Source organism: Sulfuricaulis sp., from assembly GCF_024653915.1.
In the GTDB taxonomy this organism is placed as follows: domain Bacteria; phylum Pseudomonadota; class Gammaproteobacteria; order Acidiferrobacterales; family Sulfurifustaceae; genus Sulfuricaulis.
In genome coordinates, this window is the sequence record NZ_JANLGY010000023.1 from 26,051 (window position 1) to 45,714 (window position 19,664).

The window sequence follows — 19,664 nt, forward strand, 5'->3', positions numbered from 1 at the left end:
AATATGAGCCAGAACCTGAAGAAGAATGTCCCAACGTCCCTACGTCGTCCCTGACGGCGCCCGTCGAGTACGCCTGTCCCGGCTTGAGAGCCTCCTCCAAGAGCGAATTCTGATCCTGGACGGTGCCATGGGCACCATGATCCAGCGCTACAAGCTGGGCGAAAAAGATTATCGCGGCGAACGCTTCGCGAGCTGGGCGCATGAGCTGAAGGGCAATAACGACCTGCTGACGCTGACGCAGCCCAAGATCATCCACGACATCCACGCCGCCTACCTCGACGCCGGCGCCGATATCCTCGAAACCAACACCTTCAATTCGCAATCCATCTCCATGGCGGATTACAAGATGGAGGAGCTGGCTTTTGAGCTGAACCGTGAGGGCGCGCGCCTGGCACGGGCCACGGCCGACGAATACGAGCGCAAGGATCCAGCGCGTCCGCGTTTCGTGGCCGGCGTGCTCGGGCCGACCAACCGCACCGCTTCGCTGTCACCGGATGTGAACAACCCGGGTTTCCGCAACACCCATTACGATGAGTTGGTTGCCGCCTACACCGAATGCACGCGCGGGCTGCTCGAAGGCGGCGCCGATCTGTTGCTGGTCGAAACCGTGTTCGACACCCTCAACTGCAAGGCAGCGCTGTACGCCATCGACCAGTATTTTGAAAAGCACGGCATCCGCGTGCCGATCATGATTTCCGGCACCATTACCGACGCCAGCGGGCGTACGCTTTCCGGGCAGACCACCGAGGCGTTCTGGAATTCCATCGCGCATGCGCAACCGCTGAGCGTGGGCCTGAACTGCGCGCTCGGCACCGAGCAATTGCGCCAGTACGTCGAGGAAATGGCGCGCGTCGCCAACGTGCACGTCAGCAGCCACCCCAATGCCGGCCTGCCGAATGAATTCGGCGGTTATGACGACACCCCGGAATTCATGGCCGAGCAAATCAAGGAATGGGCCGAATCCAGCTTCCTTAATATCATCGGCGGCTGCTGCGGCACCACACCACCGCATATCAAGGCCATGGCCGACGCCGTGCGGTCAATTCGTCCGCGTACGCTGCCGAAGATCGCGCCGCAGTGCCGCCTCGCGGGCCTGGAACCGCTCAACATCGGCCCCGAAAGCCTGTTCGTGAACGTGGGTGAACGCACCAACGTTACCGGCTCGGCCGCGTTCAAAAAACTTATTCTTAACAACGAATACGACAAGGCCCTCGATGTCGCGCGCCAACAAGTGCAAAACGGCGCGCAGATAATCGACGTGAACATGGACGAAGCCATGCTCGACGGCGAGAAGGCCATGACGGACTTCCTGCATCTGATCGCCTCCGAGCCGGAAATCTCGCGCGTGCCGGTCATGATCGACTCCTCGAAGTGGAGCGTGCTCGAAGCCGGCCTGAAATGCGTGCAGGGCAAGCCGGTGGTCAACTCCATCAGTCTCAAGGAGGGCGAGGAAAAGTTTATCGAGCAGGCGCGCGCCTGCCGCCGTTACGGCGCGGCCGTGGTGGTGATGGCCTTCGACGAGAAAGGCCAGGCCGACACGCGTGAACGCAAGATTGAGATTTGCTCGCGCTCATACAAAGTGCTCACCGAGAAAGTGGGCTTCGCGCCGCAAGACATTATCTTCGACCCGAATATTTTCGCGATCGCGACCGGCATCGAGGAACACAACAACTACGCGGTGGATTACATCGAGGCCACGCGCGAAATCCGCAAACGCCTGACGCACGCACATATCTCGGGTGGCGTGTCCAACGTGTCATTTTCGTTCCGGGGTAACAACGCGGTGCGTGAAGCCATTCATTCCGTATTTTTGTACCACGCGATCAAGGCCGGCATGACCATGGGCATCGTGAACGCAGGTCAGCTCGCGGTGTACGCGGACATCCCGGAGGAATTGCGCGAACGCGTCGAAGACGTAATTCTTAACCGCCGTCCGGACGCCACCGAGCGCTTGCTCGAGACCGCCGCGAAGTTCGCCGGTGAAGGCGGCAAGGCCAAGGCCGAGGACCTTTCCTGGCGTGAGGCACCGGTGACCGAGCGGCTGACACACGCGCTGGTGCATGGCATCGACGGGTTCGTCGAACAGGATACCGAAGAAGCGCGTAAACAGTTCCCCCGCCCGATTCAGGTTATCGAAGGCCCGCTCATGGATGGCATGAACGTGGTCGGCGATCTGTTCGGCGCCGGCAAGATGTTCCTGCCACAGGTGGTCAAGAGCGCACGCGTCATGAAAAAGGCCGTGGCCTGGCTCATCCCCTTCATCGAGAAGGAGAAGACCGCCGAGAGCCGCGCCAAGGGCAAGATCCTCATGGCGACGGTCAAGGGCGACGTGCACGACATTGGCAAGAATATCGTCGGCGTGGTGCTGGCCTGCAACAACTACGAAGTCATCGATCTCGGTGTCATGGTGCCAGCGGCGAAGATCCTCGAAGCTGCGAAAAAGGAAAAGGTGGACATCATCGGACTGTCCGGCCTGATTACGCCGTCGCTGGATGAAATGGCGCATGTTGCCAAGGAAATGCAGCGTGAAGGTTTCACGGTCCCGCTGCTGATCGGCGGCGCCACCACCTCGCGTGTGCACACGGCGGTAAAAATCGCCCCGAACTATCCGCACCCTGTGATTTGGGTCAAGGACGCCTCGCGTGGCGTCGGCGTGGCCTCCAATCTCCTGAGCGACGAGCTGAAAACTGATTTTGTTGCGAAAGTCCACGCCGAATACGAGGAAGTGCGTGCGCGCCACAAAGGCAAGAAGGCCGGCACACGCATGCTCTCGCTCGTCGATGCGCGCGCAAACAAAACCAAGGTCGAATGGCAAGGCCATGCACCGACGGCACCGCGCAAGCCGGGCATTACCGTTTTCGAAAACTACCCGCTCGATGAACTGACGCGCTATATCGACTGGACACCGTTCTTCATCACCTGGGAGATGAAAGGTCGTTACCCGGACATTCTCAAGGATGAAAAAACCGGTGTGGAGGCCATCAAGCTTTTTAACGATGCCCAGGCGCTGCTCAAACGCATCATTCAGGAGAAATTATTTGTCGCGAAGGGCGTCATCGGCCTGTTCCCGGCCAACAGCGTGAACGACGACGACATCGAGGTGTACGCGGACGAGTCACGCAAAAAGATATCGACCGTGCTGCACGCCCTGCGTCAACAGGACGAAAAACCACCGGGACGACCTAATCGTGCGCTCGCGGATTTCGTCGCGCCGAAAGCTTCCGGTCTCAAGGACTATGTCGGCGGTTTCGCCGTCGGAATCCATGGCGCCGACGAGCTAGCGAAGACATTCGAGAAGGGTCACGACGACTACAACGCCATCATGGCCAAGGCGCTGGCCGACCGCCTGGCCGAGGCCTTTGCCGAGCGCCTGCATGAACGCGTGCGCAAGGAATTCTGGGGACATGCCCCCGACGAGAAGCTTGACAGTGAAGCGCTGGTCCGCGAGGAATACAAAGGCATCCGCCCGGCTCCCGGCTACCCGGCCTGCCCGGATCACACTGAAAAGGAACTGCTGTTTAAAATGATCGATGCGGCCAAGAATACCGGCGTGACGCTTACCGAAAGCTTCGCCATGTGGCCAGCCGCCGCCGTGAGCGGTTTTTATTTCTCGCATCCCGACTCACAGTACTTTGCCGTCGGGAATCTCGGCAAGGATCAGGTCGAAGATTACGCGCGTCGCAAGGATATGAAGCTCGCCGTCATCGAACGCTGGCTGTCGCCCAATCTCGGGTACGAACCGCAGGACTGACCGCATTTCTCTGTGCTGTTCCCGCACGTCTGTAAACCATAGTATTGGCTGGGGCGTTTATCCCGGTATGCCAAGGCAGGTGCAGGATATTCCCGACGCAAGCGTTAAACTTTGTGACAGCAGGCTTGTCCCGGCAGCCTATTCCGATGAAGTTGCAGTAGAATCCGCCTCGACAACACGATTTCCCACAGGAGACAACCATGCCACTCAGCACGATACAAATTGCCGCCATCACCTCGGCCGCGATCGCCGTTGGAGGCGTCGCCGCGGTCAAAACCGGCGTTGTCCAGAACCCGTTCCAATCCGCCGGACAGGCGGAAGCCCCCGCCAATACCGGCAAGTCCAAAGTGGCCAAGGCCAGCCCTGTCGTATGCCGTGAATGCGGCGTGGTCGAATCCATCGATACTTTTACCGAGAAGGGCCAAGCCAGTGGTGGTGGCGCAATTGCCGGCGGCGTGATCGGCGCCATCGTCGGGCACCAGATCGGCAGTGGCCGCGGCAAGGACCTCGCGACCGTGGCCGGAGGCGTCGGCGGCGCCATCGCCGGCAATGAGATCGAAAAGAACACGAAAAAGGTCACGCGTTACCGCATCGCCCTGCGCATGGACGACGGCACACGCCAGCAGCTCACGCTCAACGCCGCCAACGGCGTGAACGTCGGCGACAAGGTCAAGATCGTGGATGGGACGCTCGTTCGCAACTGATATTGATTTTGAACCGCCAAGACGCCAAGGTCGCCAAAAAGACTTTTTTAAATATAGAAACTTGGCGACCTTGGCGTCTTGGCGGTTAATTCCTTTTTGTTAGATTCTAAGGGGCGTATTGGGCTACACCGTTCCCGAACGACCAGTTTTCCTTTTTAACCTCGACCAGACTGATAAATACGTCCTGCGGTTTCAGACCGATGGCTTTCTGCAAACCCTCTGCGATAGCCTTGTACAGCGCCTTCTTCAGCTCTACCGTGCGACCTTCGTTCAACGTGATCTGGATCACGACCAAATCATCGGTATGCGGAATATTCAGATACTCCGAGGCATAGAGATAATTGCCCTTGGGGTGTTCGCTGATAAGCTGGAAGCGGTCCTGTGGCGGGCAATTTATCTTATCTACCATCGCCTGATGCACTACGTCACCGATCTTACGCCGGTACTCGGCGTTCTTGCCTTCTATCAGGGAAATTCGCACGAGTGGCATTTGGCCTCCGAATGTTTTCGAGAACTTAAATATTATGGCTGGTTAGCGTGAAGGCAGAACGAATAGCATGATTTCAAAAACTCTGACTTCTTGAATCCACTCACTCAGGACAAGCGTCCCATCTTGCCATTCTGGTAATCCGCCATCGCCTGGCGAATCTCCTGCGGGGTATTCATGACGAAAGGTCCGCTGCCCACGATGGGTTCATCGATCGGCTCGCCGCTGAGCAGCAAAGCCGTCACACCTTTCGCGCTGTCGATGGAAATGCTTCCTCCCGCGCGCTCGAACACGCCAACCTCCGCCGCTCCGACCAACTCGGAGCCGTTCACACGCAGCGTGCCTTTGAGCACCACCAGCGCCGTGGTCCAGCCGTCCGGCACGGCAAGGTTCGTGCGCTGATCACTGGCGAGGTGCAGATCCCAAACATGAATGGGCGTGAAGGTCTTGGCTGGCCCCTTGACGCCGGCGAACTCGCCCGCAATCACGCGCACCGTTCCCTGACCATCGGGCAAGCTTACGGCAGGAATCTGACTGTTCAGGATGCCCTGGTAATGCGGAGTTGTCATCTTGTCCTTGGCGGGCAAATTGACCCAAAGCTGTACCATTTCAAACTTGCCACCACGTTTGGCGAAATGGCGGCCATGAAATTCTTCGTGAACCAGGCCCGATGCGGCGGTCATCCACTGCACGTCGCCGGGGCCAATACTTCCGCCACCCCCGGAGGAATCCCGGTGTTCCACTTCGCCCTCGTAGACGATGGTCACCGTCTCGAATCCGCGGTGCGGGTGTTCACCCACACCGAGGCGTTCCTCCGTCGGCGGGAATTCCGTGGGGCCAGCGTAATCGAGGAGCAGGAACGGGCTGAGGATCGCACCGAGACTTGGGTAGGAAAAAAGCGAGCGCACCGGGAAGCCATCGCCTACCCAGTGACGATCCGCGGTGCGCTCGATGCGATGCAGCTTCTTGATGGATTGCATTTCCTTGGTTGCTTGCATTGGTTACGTCCTCACTCCTTCGTTTAAAAATGTCTCTCTAACAATGAGCAGAGAATCATTCCTCCGCATGCTTTGTTCCTGTCCATGCCAGAAAGGGAGATATTACGCCTGCTCAAATCAGCCTGAAACAGCGCGTTGCAGGCTTTGTTCGAGTTTCGCGGTATCGATGGGGAACGCCAGGGTTTCGTGGATGGGATACTGGTTCGTGAGGCGGGTGAGCTGGTGCGCGTGGTCTTTTTCGTAGAACACAATCACTTTGGTTTTCGGTAACCGTTGCACCACGGCCAATAGCGATTCCAAGCTGCTGGTGCGGTCGCGGAAATCCGACTGGAAATTGAACTCGGCAACAATGACGTCGGGACTGAGTTTCTTCAGCAACCCCAAGGCCTTGCGCACCGAGGCAGCGGATTCAACTTCATAACCGGCCGTCCGGTAAAGCGGCTTGAAATCGGGATACCCCCCAAGCTCAATGATGGAAAGTAACAGACGCTTTGAGATTTGCGCGGCGGGATGATTCATGCGTTGGGCTCCGATTGTAGTGCAACGAATCAAACATCTCGCCAACCATTTCATGCGACTCCCGCGTCAAGTGGGGCCGCCAACACCGCTAACCTACATTGAAAATGAGGGACGCCGCCCATGGACGCATCAGTCTGAAAACACCGTCTGTGGCACATTTCATTTTTTATTCTGTTGATTTGACTGCTAATTTCTCGTGGAAATAAGGAAGGAGTACATATCTGCTAGCTTTTAGGTATAGCGACGGCCCGGCAAACTACCGGGGATGTCCCGTCGCGCCGGAGGTACCCCTGTGAAGTCGCCAAAGGGCTCCCCACCCCCGGAAAAGGATTTCCACTTGTCACTGTTGCGCGCCTATATCGACAGCGCAAACGACGGTATTTTCGTCGTGTGCGACGAAATGAAATTTCACGTGGCCAATCACCTGCTCGCTGAATGGCTGGGCGAAACAGAGAAATCCCTGACAGCGCACAAACAACGGTTGCCCATAACCCGATTCTTCGGCAACGCCGAAAGCAAAAAACTATTCAAGGACAAATTCCAGGCCGTGCTCGACGGGAAACCGGCGCGCTTCGAGTGCCGTCTCAAGCCCAAGTGCGGCGAGCCACGCTGGGTGGAAATCAGCATGAACAAAGTGGATATCGAAGCCGGCGATCTTGTCATCGGCGTGGTGCGCGACATCACCGAACGCCGCGAGATACTCGCGGAAGCGCATCACCATGCACGCCACGACGATCTCACCGGTCTCTTTAACCGGCGCGAGTTTGAGCGGCGGCTGAACGAGCTGTTCGAGTCCGCCAGAATCCGGAATCTCCGGCACACGCTGCTTTACGTGGACCTGGACCAGTTCAAGATCGTCAACGATACCTGCGGTCACATGGCGGGCGATGAATTACTGCGCCAGATTGCCGCGCGCACTCATAAGCAGGTGCGCAAGAAAGACACGTTCGCGCGGTTGGGCGGCGATGAATTTGGCGTGCTGCTGGAAAACTGTCAGATGGAACAGGCGCTGGAGATCGCTGAGAAACTGCGGCAGAGCATCGCCGGCTTCCGTTTCAAGTGTAATGACCGGTTGTTCGACATCAGCGCCAGCATCGGCGCCTGCGAAATCACGCAGGCAACCGAAAGTCCGGCGACCATTCTCAGTAACGCCGACACCGCCTGTTATGTCGCCAAGGACAAGGGGCGCAACCGCGTGCAACTGTTCTACGGCGGGCGCGACTACATGCTCAATCGCGGCTAAATAGACAAACTGGAATCGCAGTTATACCGTTGGGTTTCTACGTTCTCGGACGTCGCATAGCGCGCCGCGTCGGCGTGGCGCTCCACGGGTCGTCGGGCCAGGGGTGCTTCGGATACTTCCCCTTCAATTCCTTTTTGACCTCCGGATAGGTCCGCTCCCAGAAGCCACGCAAATCCTGCGTGACCTGGATCGGCCGCTGCGCCGGCGAGAGCAGGTGCAGCGTTACCGGTACCTTGCCCCAGGCCACGCGCGGCGTGTCCGCCAGTCCGAACATTTCCTGAAGTTTCACTTTGAGCACCGGGAATTCGCCCGGAATATATTCGAGCCGCAGGCTCGAACCACTCGGCACCACCAGATGCGTCGGCGCGCCTTCCTCGAGCCGCTGGCTCATGTCCCAATCCAGACATACCTTCAAAATTGTCAGAAGATCGAGCCGAGCCAGGTGATCGCGACGCGCCATGCCATCGAGATAGGGTCCAAGCCATTCCGCGAGCGTATCCCGCAGCATTGTATCCGAGACATCCGGCCAGTCTTCACCCGGGAGCCATTGCCGCAGGGACAACACCCGCGTCTGCCATTCACGCGCCTCACGCGTCCAGGGAAGCGCCTCGATGCCCATGCGGCGTACGCCTTCAAGCATAGCGGCGCGGATTTTCTCCGGGTCGGCTTTGATTAACGGCTTGCCCTCGAGCACCAGCGCGCCGAAACGCTCCTCGCGCCGCGCAATCACAATCTGCTGCGGCGGGTCCCACCGCACAACATCTTCTTCCCGGATATGTGTTGCGAGATGTTCCCGCAGTACCTCCATATCCAGCGGTGCGGCGGAATAAATAAGACCTTCTGTTTCACCCGCGTCAAGACTTGCCGCGACAATGCAAGGCTGACGCAGGCGCATCTCGGAATCGTGCAGGCGCGCGCCACGGCCGGACGCCAGCAGGTAGCGCGTGTCACCCGGCGTGCGCGCCAGCGCCACACGATCGGGATAGGCCATTGCCAGCAACAATCCGGTGCGTTCAATATCGGTGGTGGATTCAACCTTTGATGACAGCAGGCGCTGGAATTGCTGCGCCGCCTGATTGACGCGCGCGCAACCGTTGGCGTCTGCCTGATGCGACTGCGCACCCGCTCGGCCATTCTTGCGAAACGCATGCAGCGCTTCCACTCGCTGAACGAAATCGGCGGAGCGGCGTGCCTCGCCCATCAGGATATCGCGTTCCGAGATTAATGCCGCCACATCGCAGGCCAGTGCTCCGAGACCCAAACGCTCCGCACTGAACAACATGTGCGACAGACGCGGATGCAGTGGCAGGCGCGCCATGGCACGTCCGATTTCAGTCACGTGACCATCGGGATCTATCGCATCGAGCTCAGTCAACAACTCGCGCGCCTGGTTCATCGCGACCTCGGGTGGAGGATCCAGCCAGGCGAGAGTGCCCGCATCGCGCACGCCCCACGCGGCCAGCTCCAGCGCAAGTGGTGCCAGATCGGTGCCGCGTATTTCCGGAGGCGATTGCGGAACCAGACCGCGCTGCGTGGTCTCGCTCCAGAGCCGGTAACACGCCCCGGGTGCGATCCGGCCGGCGCGTCCCGCGCGCTGCTCGCTCGAGGCGCGCGAGATGCGTACCGTGGTCAGGCGCGACAGGCCCGATCGTGGATCAAACTGCGGTACACGCGCAAAACCGCCATCCACCACCACGCGTATCCCCTCGATGGTCAGGCTGGTTTCGGCAATGGGCGTTGCCAGCACAATCTTGCGTCGGCCGGTCGAGGGTTGGATGGCGCGATCCTGCGCTTCCCATGGCAGATCGCCGTAGAGCGGGAACAGTTCTGCGCGTGTTCCCAGCCGGGCCTGCAACAGTTCCTGCGTGCGGCGGATTTCCCAGGCACCCGGCAGAAACACCAGGACATCGCCTTCGTGTTTTTCCAGCGCATCCATCACCGCATCGCACACAGTCTGCGCCAGCGGTCCCTCGGGGTCGCGCGATAAGTAATTGATATCCACGGGATAGCTGCGGCCTTGACTGGTAATGATCGGCGCATTGTTCAGGAGCATGGAAACCGACTCACTGTCGAGCGTGGCCGACATCACCAGAATTTTCAGGTCTTCGCGCAACGCCTTCTGGCTGTCGAGACAAAGCGCCAGCGCCAGATCGGCATGCAGATGGCGTTCATGGAATTCGTCAAAAATGACGAGTCCGGCATTTTTCAATTCCGGATCAGTTTGCAGCCGGCGTGTGAGGATTCCCTCGGTAAGCACTTCGATGCGGGTTTTTGCCGACACCTTGGCGTCGAAGCGGATGCGGTAGCCAACAGTCTGTCCTGCCGTTTCGCCGAGCAGATGCGCCATGCGCGCACAGGCGGCGCGCGCCGCCAACCGGCGCGGCTCGAGCATCAATATCGAGCGTCCGGCCAGCCAGGGCTCGTTCAGCAGCGCAAGAGGGACGTGGGTGGTCTTGCCGGCACCGGGGGGCGCCTGTAACACCACGGCAGAATGCGTGGCGAAAAACTGGCGCAACGACGGCAGGATTTCGTCGACCGGAAGTTTGTCTCCAGTCATACCAACTGGCCACAGGCCAGCAGAGCTTCATTCACGGCAGGTGGAACAGCGGCAAACAAATTCATGCTACCCGGCTGCGGAGCAGTCTGGGTCATTTTGCGAAACGTATTCTTGACCCGCCACACCGAAGACAACAATGACAGATAACCATGCGGCAGTCTTCGCGGCATGGCGATATAAAAGGCATGCATCTCGGCCAGCTCGCGCCAGTAGGACCGCAGATAGGACTCGGCCGTCGCACCACCTTCACCTCGCACCAGTTCCGGCGTTTCATGAAACAGCCTGACCGTCTGGACTTCCGCCAGGATTCCCGGCGAATAATCCTGGTAATCCGGATCGTAGGCAATCTTGAAGGCGAACAAGGTATGCCCAATGATAAAATTGGTTGTCATGGCAATAAGCTTGCCGTTGAGTTTCAGTTCGACAAAGAAAACTTTTCCTTCACGCGCACTCTTGTCCACGATTTCGCGGAAGAAGCTGGCCTCTTCCGAATCGCAGGCCATGGCCGTACCACGCGATCCCTTCCAGCTGTGTTGCTCAAGCCGCAGGAAACGCTCCGCCAGATCGCCGGCCTGATCCAGATTCCGGTGCAACACCACTTCGACAGCGCCATCGCGCGCCAGCTGCTTCCATCGGCGGCGATAACTCTTGCGCCGCGCTGATGACAACGACGCCAGATAGGCTTCGAAATTCTCGTAACGCTCAAGCATGGGGCGCAAAAACATGCGCTTTGACAGATAACGCCTGCCGCGCTTGTCGAGCATGGTTTTGAGTTGCGGCAGAAATGGCGAGGTTTCGCCGATGCCGTGGAAAATAACCATCTGCCATGGATGCGTTGGTTGTTCGAGCCATTCCCACAATGAATTGAGGGCGTCGCCTGAGTCATCGCGGTCCACCAGGGGATGAGAAAGATATCCATGCGGGCTGACGAAGCCACAAAGCACGGAGAACGGGATCTTAAGAGTCGGGCGTTCTTGTGAAAAGGGCGCGACCGCCACAAGCCGATCCGTCCCGGATTCATGACAATAAACAAACACCACGCGGTAATGGCTTTCCACCTGATGGCGCAGGACGGCCGAAAGAAACACAGGGGAAAGATAGAAATTGTCCTCCAGCGCCCGCGACATCAAATCCTGCCAAGCCGCCAAATGCGGCTCAATTTCCGCCTGCGAAGTGGCTGTCACACAACGATAATCCGGTTTCATGGCGAGAATCTATCATGGCCTGTCCTCAGCCCGTAAATAAAATATCCGAAGGGCAATTGAAGTTTACTGGCGGAAATGATCGCCGGTCATTATTCTCTGTAAACCATGGACGTCATGCGAACTCTGCGAGCTTCTGACGGGGCCACACTCGGTTACCGGCTATGGAGTGAAACCGCTGACCCCAGGCAATTCATCGTGCTGTTGCATGGCATGGCCAGCAACATGACCCGGTGGTCCGAATTTGTGGAACATACGGCACTGAAGGAAACCTGGGGCATTCTCCGCCCCGATCTGCGTGGCCACGGTGAATCCTTCGCGCGCGGCCGGCTCGGCATGGATGTGTGGTGCCGGGATTTGCAGACCATTCTGGACGCGGAGGGCGGCGACAAGGCGGTGCTCGTCGGTCACAGCCTGGGCGCGCAGGTCGCCGTGCATTTCGCGGGACGCTATCCAGCACGGGTGCGCGGGCTGGTATTGATAGACCCGGTCTTTCATCAGGCTATACGAAGCACGATGCGGACGGTAAGCCGGGTGCAACCTGTCATTCAAGGAATCGTGTCCGTTATTCTTTTCCTGAACCGACTCGGCCTGCGACGTCGGCACGTTCCAGGCCGCGATTTGAGAAAGATGGATGAGGCTACACGGGCGAAACTGCTTGGGGCCGGCAAACAGGAGGAGATGATAGCCCTCTATTCCTCACCGTGGGAGGACCTGCGTTTTTTTCCGGTGGCGAGTTATCTGCAGGAAATGCTCGAAATTATCCGCCCGCTCCCGCCGCTTTCGCAGATTCCAGCGCCGATACTCGCGCTGCTCTCAAAGGGAATCACCTACACCGATCCGGAAATAACGCGCCGCGTGCTTAGTGAGCATCCACAAACACGGATAGAAACTATCGATGCCTATCACTGGCCGCTGACGGAAAAACCGGCGCAGGTGCGCGCCGCCATTGAAACGTGGTGCGCGCGTCTTTCAGTCTGAATTTATTTGGCCGTCTGTAGGGGCGGGATTTATCCCGCCCACGGGCGCGATGAATCGCGCCCCTACAAAAAACATTAAGGTTGTATCGCGAGGAACAGTTTACGGCCCTGCCGATTGATCAGCAGCAAGGTACTGTCTTTCTTCGACAGCTTGCTGCTCAGGCGTTTGAAGTCGCCGATATTGCGCACCGGCTGGCGATTGATTTCCATGATTACATCGCCTTCCTGCAATCCCGCTTCCTCGGCGGTGCTGCCCTGCTCCACGCCGGCGATGACCACGCCCGTCGTGCCTGGCGGCAGACCGAGCTGACGCGCGATCTCGGAGGTCAGATTACGCACCTCGACACCTGCAAGCGCGGTGTTCTTGCCGTCGCCCTGCACCGTTTCGCCGTCGGCCTGCGCGACATCCTTGGGTTGCTCGGTGATCTTTATCTCGAGCGACATGGATTTCTTTTCACGCAACAGTTCAACCTTCACGGTCTTACCGACCGGCGTTTGTGCCACGGTGTTGCGCAAGATACTCGTGCTTTCCACCGTCTTACCGTTGAATGCCGTGATGACGTCGCCACTCTGGATACCGGCGGCCGCGGCTGGGCTGTCGGGGATGATCTCGCTGACCAGGGCACCCTTGGTCTCCTTCAGGCCGAACTGCTTGGCCAGATCCGGCGTAACATCCTGGATCGAAACGCCGAGCCAGCCACGCACCACCTTACCGCCCTTGAGCAGACTATCCATGACCGAGCGCGTCATGTTGCTGGGCACGGCGAAGCCGATGCCCATGTATCCGCCAGAGCGCGAGAAGATGGCGGTATTGATACCCACCAGCTGGCCACGCGCGTTGACGAGCGCGCCGCCCGAGTTGCCCGGGTTGATGGCGGCGTCGGTCTGGATGAAATCCTCATAATCGGCAATGCCGACATTGGCGCGCCCGACGGCGCTGACAATGCCCTGCGTGACGGTCTGGTTGAGCCCGAAGGGATTGCCGATCGCGAGCACGTATTCGCCCACCTCGAGCTTGTCCGAGTCGCCCCAGGGGATGACCGGCAGGTCCTTGGCGTTGATCTTGATCACGGCCAGATCGGATTTGGGATCGGTGCCCACCACCTTGCCGGTGAACTCGCGCTTGTCGTTCAGCAGCACCTTGATCTCGTCGGCCTTGGCCACGACATGGTTATTGGTGACGATATAACCGGCGGAATCCACGATCACGCCGGAACCGAGACTGTTCTCGCGCCGATCGCGCGGGTTCTGGAACCGGTGAAAGAATTCCTCGCCGAAGAACTGGCGGAAGAAAGGATCGTCCATCATCGGTCCCTGCATCTGGCCACCCTGTTTAACCATGCGAGTGGTCGCGATATTCACCACCGCTGGCATGACCGCCTTCACGACGGGAACGAAATTGGGCGGTGTGGTGCCGGAAACCGGCGCTACCGTGTTTTCCATGGATGCGCTGGTGGCGCTTGGCAGCCAATCGAGGCGCGAACTGAAAATAATTCCAACGATTATGCCGGAGAGCAGAAATATCCCGGCCATAATCCCTACCTTGAATGAGCGTCTGTCAATCGACATAAATTTTCCTCCCGACTGGCGGGTTATTTTATCCATGAGCATGGATGGGGGAAACAGGTAAAAGTTCAGCCCGCGGCGTGGTCAGGCTGCGCGGCTTTCTTTCCCAAGGCGCGCTTTTTGCGGAAAACCAACTCGTCGCCCGCCACATCGACCTCGATGACGTCTTTTGGCCCGAATTTGCCCGCCAGGATTTCCTGCGCCAGCGGATTTTCCACGCGCTGCTGAATGGCGCGCCTGAGCGGGCGGGCACCGAACACGGGGTCGAAACCGGCCTCGGCCAGATTGTCCAGCGCCTTGGGCGTCAGCTCCATATCCATCTCGCGCGCCTGCAGGCGTTCACGCAGATACCGTACCTGCAACGCGGCGATGCGGTGCAGCTGTTCGCGCCCGAGCGGGTGGAACACCACGATATCGTCAATGCGGTTGATGAACTCGGGACGGAAATGGCCCGCGACAACATTCATCACCGTCTGCTTCATCTTGTCGTAGTTCTCTTCTCCGGCCAGTTCCTGGATCATGTTCGAGCCCAGGTTCGAGGTCATGACGATCACGGTATTGCGAAAATCCACGGTACGGCCCTGGCCATCGGTCAATCGCCCGTCGTCCAGCACCTGTAACAGCACGTTGAACACATCCGGATGCGCCTTCTCGACTTCATCGAGCAGGATCACGGAATAAGGCTTGCGGCGCACCTGCTCGGTGAGCTGGCCGCCCTCTTCGTACCCCACGTAGCCAGGCGGCGCACCAATCAGCCGCGCGACCGTATGCTTTTCCATGTATTCCGACATGTCGACGCGCACCATGGCCTCCTCGCTGTCGAACAGGAAACTGGCGAGCGCCTTGGTTAATTCGGTCTTGCCCACGCCCGTGGGCCCGAGGAACAGGAACGAACCGTAGGGACGGCGCGGGTCGGAAAGCCCGGCGCGTGAGCGCCGGATGGCATTGGACACCGCGCGGATGGCTTCGTCCTGCCCCACCACACGGCCGTGCAGCGCCTCTTCCATGCGCAGCAATTTGTCACGCTCGCCTTCCATCATTCTGGATACCGGTATGCCGGTCCAGTGCGAAACAATCTCGGCGATTTCGTTTTCGGTGACGGCGTTACGCAGCAACTTGCGCTCCTGGCCTTCCACGGCCTGCGCAGCGCTGAGCTGTTTTTCAAACTCAGGGATGCGGCCGTATTGCAGCTCGGACATGCGCGCCAGATCGCCGGCGCGACGCGCGGTTTCGAATTCCAGGCGCGCGCGGTCGAGCGCCTCCTTGATGTGCTGCGCGCCATGCACCGCGGCCTTTTCGGACTTCCAGACCTCATCCAGGTCTGAAAATTCCTTTTCCAGTTTTTTGATTTCGCCTTCGAGCGTGGCCAGACGCTGCCTTGAGGCCTCGTCGGTTTCCTTCTTCAGCGCCTCGCGCTCGATTTTGAGCTGGATCAGCCGGCGGTCGAGGCGGTCCATGGATTCGGGCTTGGAGTCGATCTCCATGCGGATGCGCGAGGCCGCCTCGTCTACCAGGTCGATGGCCTTGTCGGGCAACTGCCGGTCGGTGATATAACGATGCGACAGCGTGGCCGCGGCGACGATCGCCGGGTCGGTGATGTCCACGCCGTGATGCACTTCGTATTTTTCCTTCAGGCCGCGCAGGATCGCAATGGTGTCCTCGACCGTCGGCTCGTTCACCAGCACCTTCTGGAAGCGGCGTTCGAGCGCGGCATCCTTTTCGATGTACTTGCGGTATTCGTCCAGCGTGGTGGCGCCAATGCAGTGCAGATCGCCGCGCGCCAGCGCCGGCTTCAGCATGTTGCCGGCGTCCATCGCGCCTTCGGCCTTGCCGGCGCCGACCATGGTATGCAGTTCGTCGATAAACAGAATGATGCGGCCTTCCTGCTTGGACAAATCCTTGAGCACGGCTTTCAAGCGTTCCTCGAACTCGCCGCGGAACTTGGCGCCGGCAATGAGCGAACCCATGTCGAGTGACAGCAGGCGTTTGCCCTTCATGCCTTCCGGCACTTCGCTGTTGACGATGCGCTGCGCCAGGCCTTCCGCGATGGCGGTCTTGCCCACGCCCGGTTCCCCGATTAACACCGGGTTGTTCTTGGTGCGACGTTGCAGGATCTGGATGCAGCGGCGGATTTCCTCGTCGCGTCCGATCACCGGATCGAGCTTGCCTTGTTCCGCGCGCTCGGTCAGATCGATGGTGTATTTTTCCAGCGCCTGGCGGCCTTCCTCGGCGCTCGGGTCTTCCACCTTCTGCCCGCCGCGCATGGCCTCGATGGCCTTTTCGATGCCGTTTTTGGAAACGCCCGCTTCCTTTAGCAGGCGACCGAACTCGCTCTTGTCCTCGAGGGCGGCGAGCAGGAATAACTCACTGGAGATGTACTGGTCACCACGCTTCTGCGCGTATTTGTCGGTGAGATTGAGCAGGCTCGCCAGATTGTTGGAAACATGCACCTCACCGCCCGCGCCTTCCACCGTGGGCAGGCGGTCAAGCATCTGGGAGAGCTTGGTGCGCAAGGCATTGGCGTTAACGTCAGACTTGGCCAGCAGGCTGCGCGTGGTGCCGCCTTCCTGATCGAGCAGCGCCGTCATCAGGTGCACCGGCTCGATGAACTGGTGGTCACGCCCGAGCGCGAGGCTCTGTGCGTCCGCCAGCGCCTGCTGGAATTTGGTGGTCAATTTGTCCATACGCATAAAAAAACCGTCCTCAATTCCGGGTTATGTTATGACCGATTATTGCGGCGGCATGAAACTATTTGAGCCATCCGGACAGATTCGACACTCGGTATCACATCCATATTAATCATGCCGCCGCAATAACAGAAATCTTCAATGAATTTTGTTATTAACCCGGCACACCTATCCATCGGAAGGCTGTACTGTTAGATCAGGCATGCCCTTCGTTTAATAACAATCGTGCCGGGTTAATAACTGGGGTGAAAGCCTTCACTTTTCAAGTGTTATTGCACGGTTTCCCCATTATCCGGCGATTTCCCGTTACGGCGTTGGCGATGCGGGTTATCGTGCCTCCGGTTCTCCCCTGACAGGGCCAACCGGTCCCACAATTCTTCCAGGCAATGCTCGTCTTCCTGTCCGGCACAGTGCAGCGGAACAAAGCTCAGGATACAGGCGCGGCTCGGAATGAACACGGCCGTGACGGTCATGCCCTGGGCGCGAATTCCCTCAATGCGTACCGGATGAATGGCCACGCCCGTGTGGGACGCCAGCAAGGCGATGCCGCGTTTCAAGGGCGCCGGTTCATGATGATCGAGATGAATGCGTCCATGCGGAAACAGCGCCACGATCTCGCCGCGTTTGAGCGCCTTGCGCGCCGCTTCGAGCGCGCTGCGGGGGTTGCGCGTGCGCTCCAGCGGAATGCAGCCCACAGCGCGAAACAGCCAGCGCAGCCACCAGCGGTCGTATTGCTCGCGCGCAATCAGAAAGCGCAGCGGCCTCGGGCTGGCGGCGATGAGCAGCAGCGGATCAAGGCCGGAGACGTGATTGGAAGCCACGAGCGCCCCACCGGTGGCGGGAAGATTCAGTGGCTCATGCACCAGATGGTGAAAACGGCGACAGAAAATGCGGTTCAATCCGTCCAGCCGGTTGAGCCAGCGGCTGCCCCAGTCCGCGCCGTTGGCGACCTCGCACAAACGCAGCAACCAGAACCACAGCCACGCGAGCAGGATAATGACCGCCGCCAGCACCATGAATGTGATTGCGGTCATGGGTGAAGCGGCGAGACTCAACCCGGGTGAACTGCCGCGGCGCGCCCGCGGGGTTCGTTCACGGTCATCAACAGCAGAAGTCCGGCGATGAAGAATCCACAGGTGGAGAGCAGCGCCAGGCGATGATTGCCGTGTGTCAGGTAAGTCACCAATCCATAAACCAGCGGTCCGATAACCGCCGCGAGCTTGCCAGCCAGGCCCCACAAACCGAAAAATTCCGCCGCACGCGCCGGTGGCGAGAACTGCCCCACCAGAGCGCGTCCGGCCGACTGGCTCGAGCCTAGCGCGAGCCCGACAAGATTCGCCACCACCCAGAAACCGGCACGGGTTTCAGTTAGGTATGCCAGCACCAGCGCCGCAATCCATACGACAAGCGTCACCGCCAGCGTGCGCACCGAACCGAGACGGTCCTGCACCAGGCCGAACAGCAGCGCGCCCACCGCGGCGGTGACATTAACAACGAGAATCAGGATGATGTTTTCCTGCATGGTGAAGCCCATCGTCTCCTGCGCATAAATAGCGGCCAGCACAATCACGGTATTAATGCCGCAGTAATACACCGCGAGCGTGACGAGAAAGCGGAACAGGTCGCGATAATGCCGCGCGTGCGCCAGCGTGTGCCGCACGCGCGCGAAACCGATGCGAAAATAGGTTTCACCCGGCGCGAGCCGCTGTGGCACAGCGCGTTCACGCAACCAAAGGAAAGTGGGGAGCGCCGCCAGCGCAAACATCACCGCAGTGATCCACATGGTCACCGGCACATACTGTTCGGCGAGAGCGCCACGCGACTGCGCCCACTGTATGTAAACCAGGCACAGGCCCAGCACCAGCAGGCCGCCGAGATAACCGAGCGACCAACCATAGCCCGAGATGCGCCCCATTTCCTTCTGGCTGGCAATCTCGGGCAGAAATGCCGCGATGAAATTCTCGCCGCTGGCGAACATCAACGTCGCCAGGATCACGAACGTCATGCCGAGTACCACATCGCCGGGTCCGACAAAACCGAGAAGCATAGTAAAGAACACGCAACCGGCGGTGGTGAGCGCAAGGAATCTTTTTTTGTGCGCGCCGCGATCGGCGATGGCTCCCAGCACCGGAGCGCTCGCCAGCACCACCATATTGGTAATGGCCATGGCCACGGTCCACAACAACGTCGCCGTGCCGCTCCGGTCCGCGCCGTTGGCGGCCACGACGCCGACGAAATAGGCATTGAACACCGCCGTCAGCACCACCGTGGTGTAACCGGAGTTGGCGAAATCGTACATGGCCCAGGCCAGCACTTCGCGCCGGGGCACCGGGAGACTGACGGGGGAAGACAGCGTTTCGGGTCGGAGATCGGTCACTGGAGTTTAATAATACGGCAAGACGAGCGAGCGCCGTGAGCAGGGCTACATTTACAACCGGAAACCGGCATGCTCGGGAGGCGAAGCCGTCTTGCCGCGCCAAGCCTGACAGTTTGTTAAAAAACGTTTCGTCCTGCTAAAACAGCCGGTAACAAGCCGGCGCCAGCGCCTCAGGGACGGTTGCCGGCCGCCGCGTCAACCGGAGAGGAGTGCACATGCAGCGTGCGCGTCGGATAGGCGAATTCGATAGCTTCCTCCTGGAAGCGGCGAAAAATAGCGAGATTGATGGCCTGCTGAATATCCATGTAAATGTTGTAGTCAGGGTCGAGCACAAAGTAGACAACCTCGAAGACGAGCGCTGAATCGCCGTATTCCTTGAAATGCGCGCGATCGAAGCGTGTCTTGGGCTGCTGCTCGACGATCGAACGCACCAGTGCCGGGATGCGTTCTAGTGTCGCGTGCGCCGTCTGATACACCACACCGATGGTAAACACCACGCGGCGCTCGAACATGCGCTTGTAGTTCCGAATACGGCTCTTGAGCAGATCGGCATTCGAGAACACGATCTGCTCGCCCGAAAGACTGCGCAGCCG

Annotated in this window: 13 protein-coding genes and 1 pseudogene; 4 read left to right on the plus strand and 10 right to left on the minus strand. The window is 59.3% G+C overall.

The genetic code is table 11. The features are described 5' to 3' along the window. Nucleotides 1–25: 25 nt before the first annotated feature. Nucleotides 26–3,751 carry a methionine synthase gene (gene metH, locus NUV55_RS11975; RefSeq protein ID WP_296673297.1) on the plus strand — a complete coding sequence of 1,242 codons (3,726 nt, stop codon included), beginning with the start codon at nt 26–28 and terminating at the stop codon, nt 3,749–3,751. A gap of 200 nt (nt 3,752–3,951) precedes the next feature. Then, nucleotides 3,952–4,455, plus strand: a complete 504-nt coding sequence (locus NUV55_RS11980; RefSeq protein WP_296673299.1) for a glycine zipper 2TM domain-containing protein — start codon at nt 3,952–3,954, stop codon at nt 4,453–4,455. A 106-nt stretch (nt 4,456–4,561) separates the two neighbouring features. Here the strand turns inward: NUV55_RS11980 and NUV55_RS11985 are convergent, their stop codons facing one another. The 3 genes from NUV55_RS11985 to NUV55_RS11995 form a co-directional block, all read right to left on the minus strand. Continuing rightward, the gene (locus NUV55_RS11985) at nt 4,562–4,945 is read right to left on the minus strand and encodes a tautomerase family protein (protein ID WP_296673301.1); all 384 of its coding nucleotides are present in this window, start codon (nt 4,943–4,945) and stop codon (nt 4,562–4,564) included. A 104-nt stretch (nt 4,946–5,049) separates the two neighbouring features. Further along, on the minus strand, nt 5,050–5,913 hold the full coding sequence (locus NUV55_RS11990; protein WP_367280417.1) for a pirin family protein: 864 nt from the start codon (nt 5,911–5,913) through the stop codon (nt 5,050–5,052). A gap of 144 nt (nt 5,914–6,057) precedes the next feature. Next, on the minus strand, nt 6,058–6,459 hold the full coding sequence (locus tag NUV55_RS11995) for a hypothetical protein (protein WP_296673304.1): 402 nt from the start codon (nt 6,457–6,459) through the stop codon (nt 6,058–6,060). Nucleotides 6,460–6,751: 292 nt separating this feature from the next. On the opposite strand from NUV55_RS11995, the gene NUV55_RS12000 reads away from it, so the two are divergent. Beyond that, on the plus strand, nt 6,752–7,702 hold the full coding sequence (locus NUV55_RS12000; protein ID WP_296673306.1) for a sensor domain-containing diguanylate cyclase: 951 nt from the start codon (nt 6,752–6,754) through the stop codon (nt 7,700–7,702). Nucleotides 7,703–7,739: 37 nt separating this feature from the next. Here NUV55_RS12000 and hrpB read toward each other — a convergent pair whose 3' ends face one another. Continuing rightward, on the minus strand, nt 7,740–10,259 hold the full coding sequence (hrpB, locus tag NUV55_RS12005; protein ID WP_296673307.1) for an ATP-dependent helicase HrpB: 2,520 nt from the start codon (nt 10,257–10,259) through the stop codon (nt 7,740–7,742). After that, nucleotides 10,256–11,464, minus strand: a complete 1,209-nt coding sequence (locus NUV55_RS12010) for a GNAT family N-acetyltransferase (RefSeq protein WP_296673309.1) — start codon at nt 11,462–11,464, stop codon at nt 10,256–10,258. Before NUV55_RS12010 ends, hrpB begins: the two co-directional genes overlap by 4 nt. A gap of 114 nt (nt 11,465–11,578) precedes the next feature. On the opposite strand from NUV55_RS12010, the gene NUV55_RS12015 reads away from it, so the two are divergent. Continuing rightward, nucleotides 11,579–12,442 (plus strand): alpha/beta hydrolase, encoded by an 864-nt coding sequence (locus NUV55_RS12015; RefSeq protein WP_296673311.1) that lies wholly within the window; start codon nt 11,579–11,581, stop codon nt 12,440–12,442. 74 nt (nt 12,443–12,516) lie between these two features. Here NUV55_RS12015 and NUV55_RS12020 read toward each other — a convergent pair whose 3' ends face one another. The 5 genes and pseudogenes from NUV55_RS12020 to NUV55_RS12040 form a co-directional block, all read right to left on the minus strand. Beyond that, the gene (locus tag NUV55_RS12020) at nt 12,517–14,010 is read right to left on the minus strand and encodes a DegQ family serine endoprotease (RefSeq protein WP_296673312.1); all 1,494 of its coding nucleotides are present in this window, start codon (nt 14,008–14,010) and stop codon (nt 12,517–12,519) included. A gap of 65 nt (nt 14,011–14,075) precedes the next feature. Further along, the gene (clpB, locus tag NUV55_RS12025) at nt 14,076–16,697 is read right to left on the minus strand and encodes an ATP-dependent chaperone ClpB (protein ID WP_296673314.1); all 2,622 of its coding nucleotides are present in this window, start codon (nt 16,695–16,697) and stop codon (nt 14,076–14,078) included. Between the two features lie 266 nt (nt 16,698–16,963). Continuing rightward, nucleotides 16,964–17,728: a 1-acyl-sn-glycerol-3-phosphate acyltransferase gene (locus NUV55_RS12030; RefSeq protein WP_296673315.1), complete on the minus strand. Its 765-nt coding sequence runs from the start codon at nt 17,726–17,728 to the stop codon at nt 16,964–16,966. A 17-nt stretch (nt 17,729–17,745) separates the two neighbouring features. Next, on the minus strand, nt 17,746–19,071 hold the full coding sequence (locus NUV55_RS12035; RefSeq protein WP_296673317.1) for an MFS transporter: 1,326 nt from the start codon (nt 19,069–19,071) through the stop codon (nt 17,746–17,748). Between the two features lie 170 nt (nt 19,072–19,241). Further along, nucleotides 19,242–19,664, minus strand: a pseudogene (locus NUV55_RS12040) (mechanosensitive ion channel domain-containing protein); the annotation flags it as partial.

What these genes read in the sequence shown, in the direction of transcription:
- metH (WP_296673297.1), top strand. Translation starts at nt 26, where the DNA reads ATGTCCCAACGTCCCTACGTCGTCCCTGACGGCGCCCGTCGAGTACGC.
- NUV55_RS11980 (WP_296673299.1), top strand. Translation starts at nt 3,952, where the DNA reads ATGCCACTCAGCACGATACAAATTGCCGCCATCACCTCGGCCGCGATC.
- NUV55_RS11985 (WP_296673301.1), bottom strand. Translation starts at nt 4,945, where the DNA reads ATGCCACTCGTGCGAATTTCCCTGATAGAAGGCAAGAACGCCGAGTAC.
- NUV55_RS11995 (WP_296673304.1), bottom strand. Translation starts at nt 6,459, where the DNA reads ATGAATCATCCCGCCGCGCAAATCTCAAAGCGTCTGTTACTTTCCATC.
- hrpB (WP_296673307.1), bottom strand. Translation starts at nt 10,259, where the DNA reads ATGACTGGAGACAAACTTCCGGTCGACGAAATCCTGCCGTCGTTGCGC.
- NUV55_RS12010 (WP_296673309.1), bottom strand. Translation starts at nt 11,464, where the DNA reads ATGAAACCGGATTATCGTTGTGTGACAGCCACTTCGCAGGCGGAAATT.
- NUV55_RS12015 (WP_296673311.1), top strand. Translation starts at nt 11,579, where the DNA reads ATGCGAACTCTGCGAGCTTCTGACGGGGCCACACTCGGTTACCGGCTA.
- NUV55_RS12020 (WP_296673312.1), bottom strand. Translation starts at nt 14,010, where the DNA reads ATGTCGATTGACAGACGCTCATTCAAGGTAGGGATTATGGCCGGGATA.
- clpB (WP_296673314.1), bottom strand. Translation starts at nt 16,697, where the DNA reads ATGCGTATGGACAAATTGACCACCAAATTCCAGCAGGCGCTGGCGGAC.
- NUV55_RS12030 (WP_296673315.1), bottom strand. Translation starts at nt 17,728, where the DNA reads ATGACCGCAATCACATTCATGGTGCTGGCGGCGGTCATTATCCTGCTC.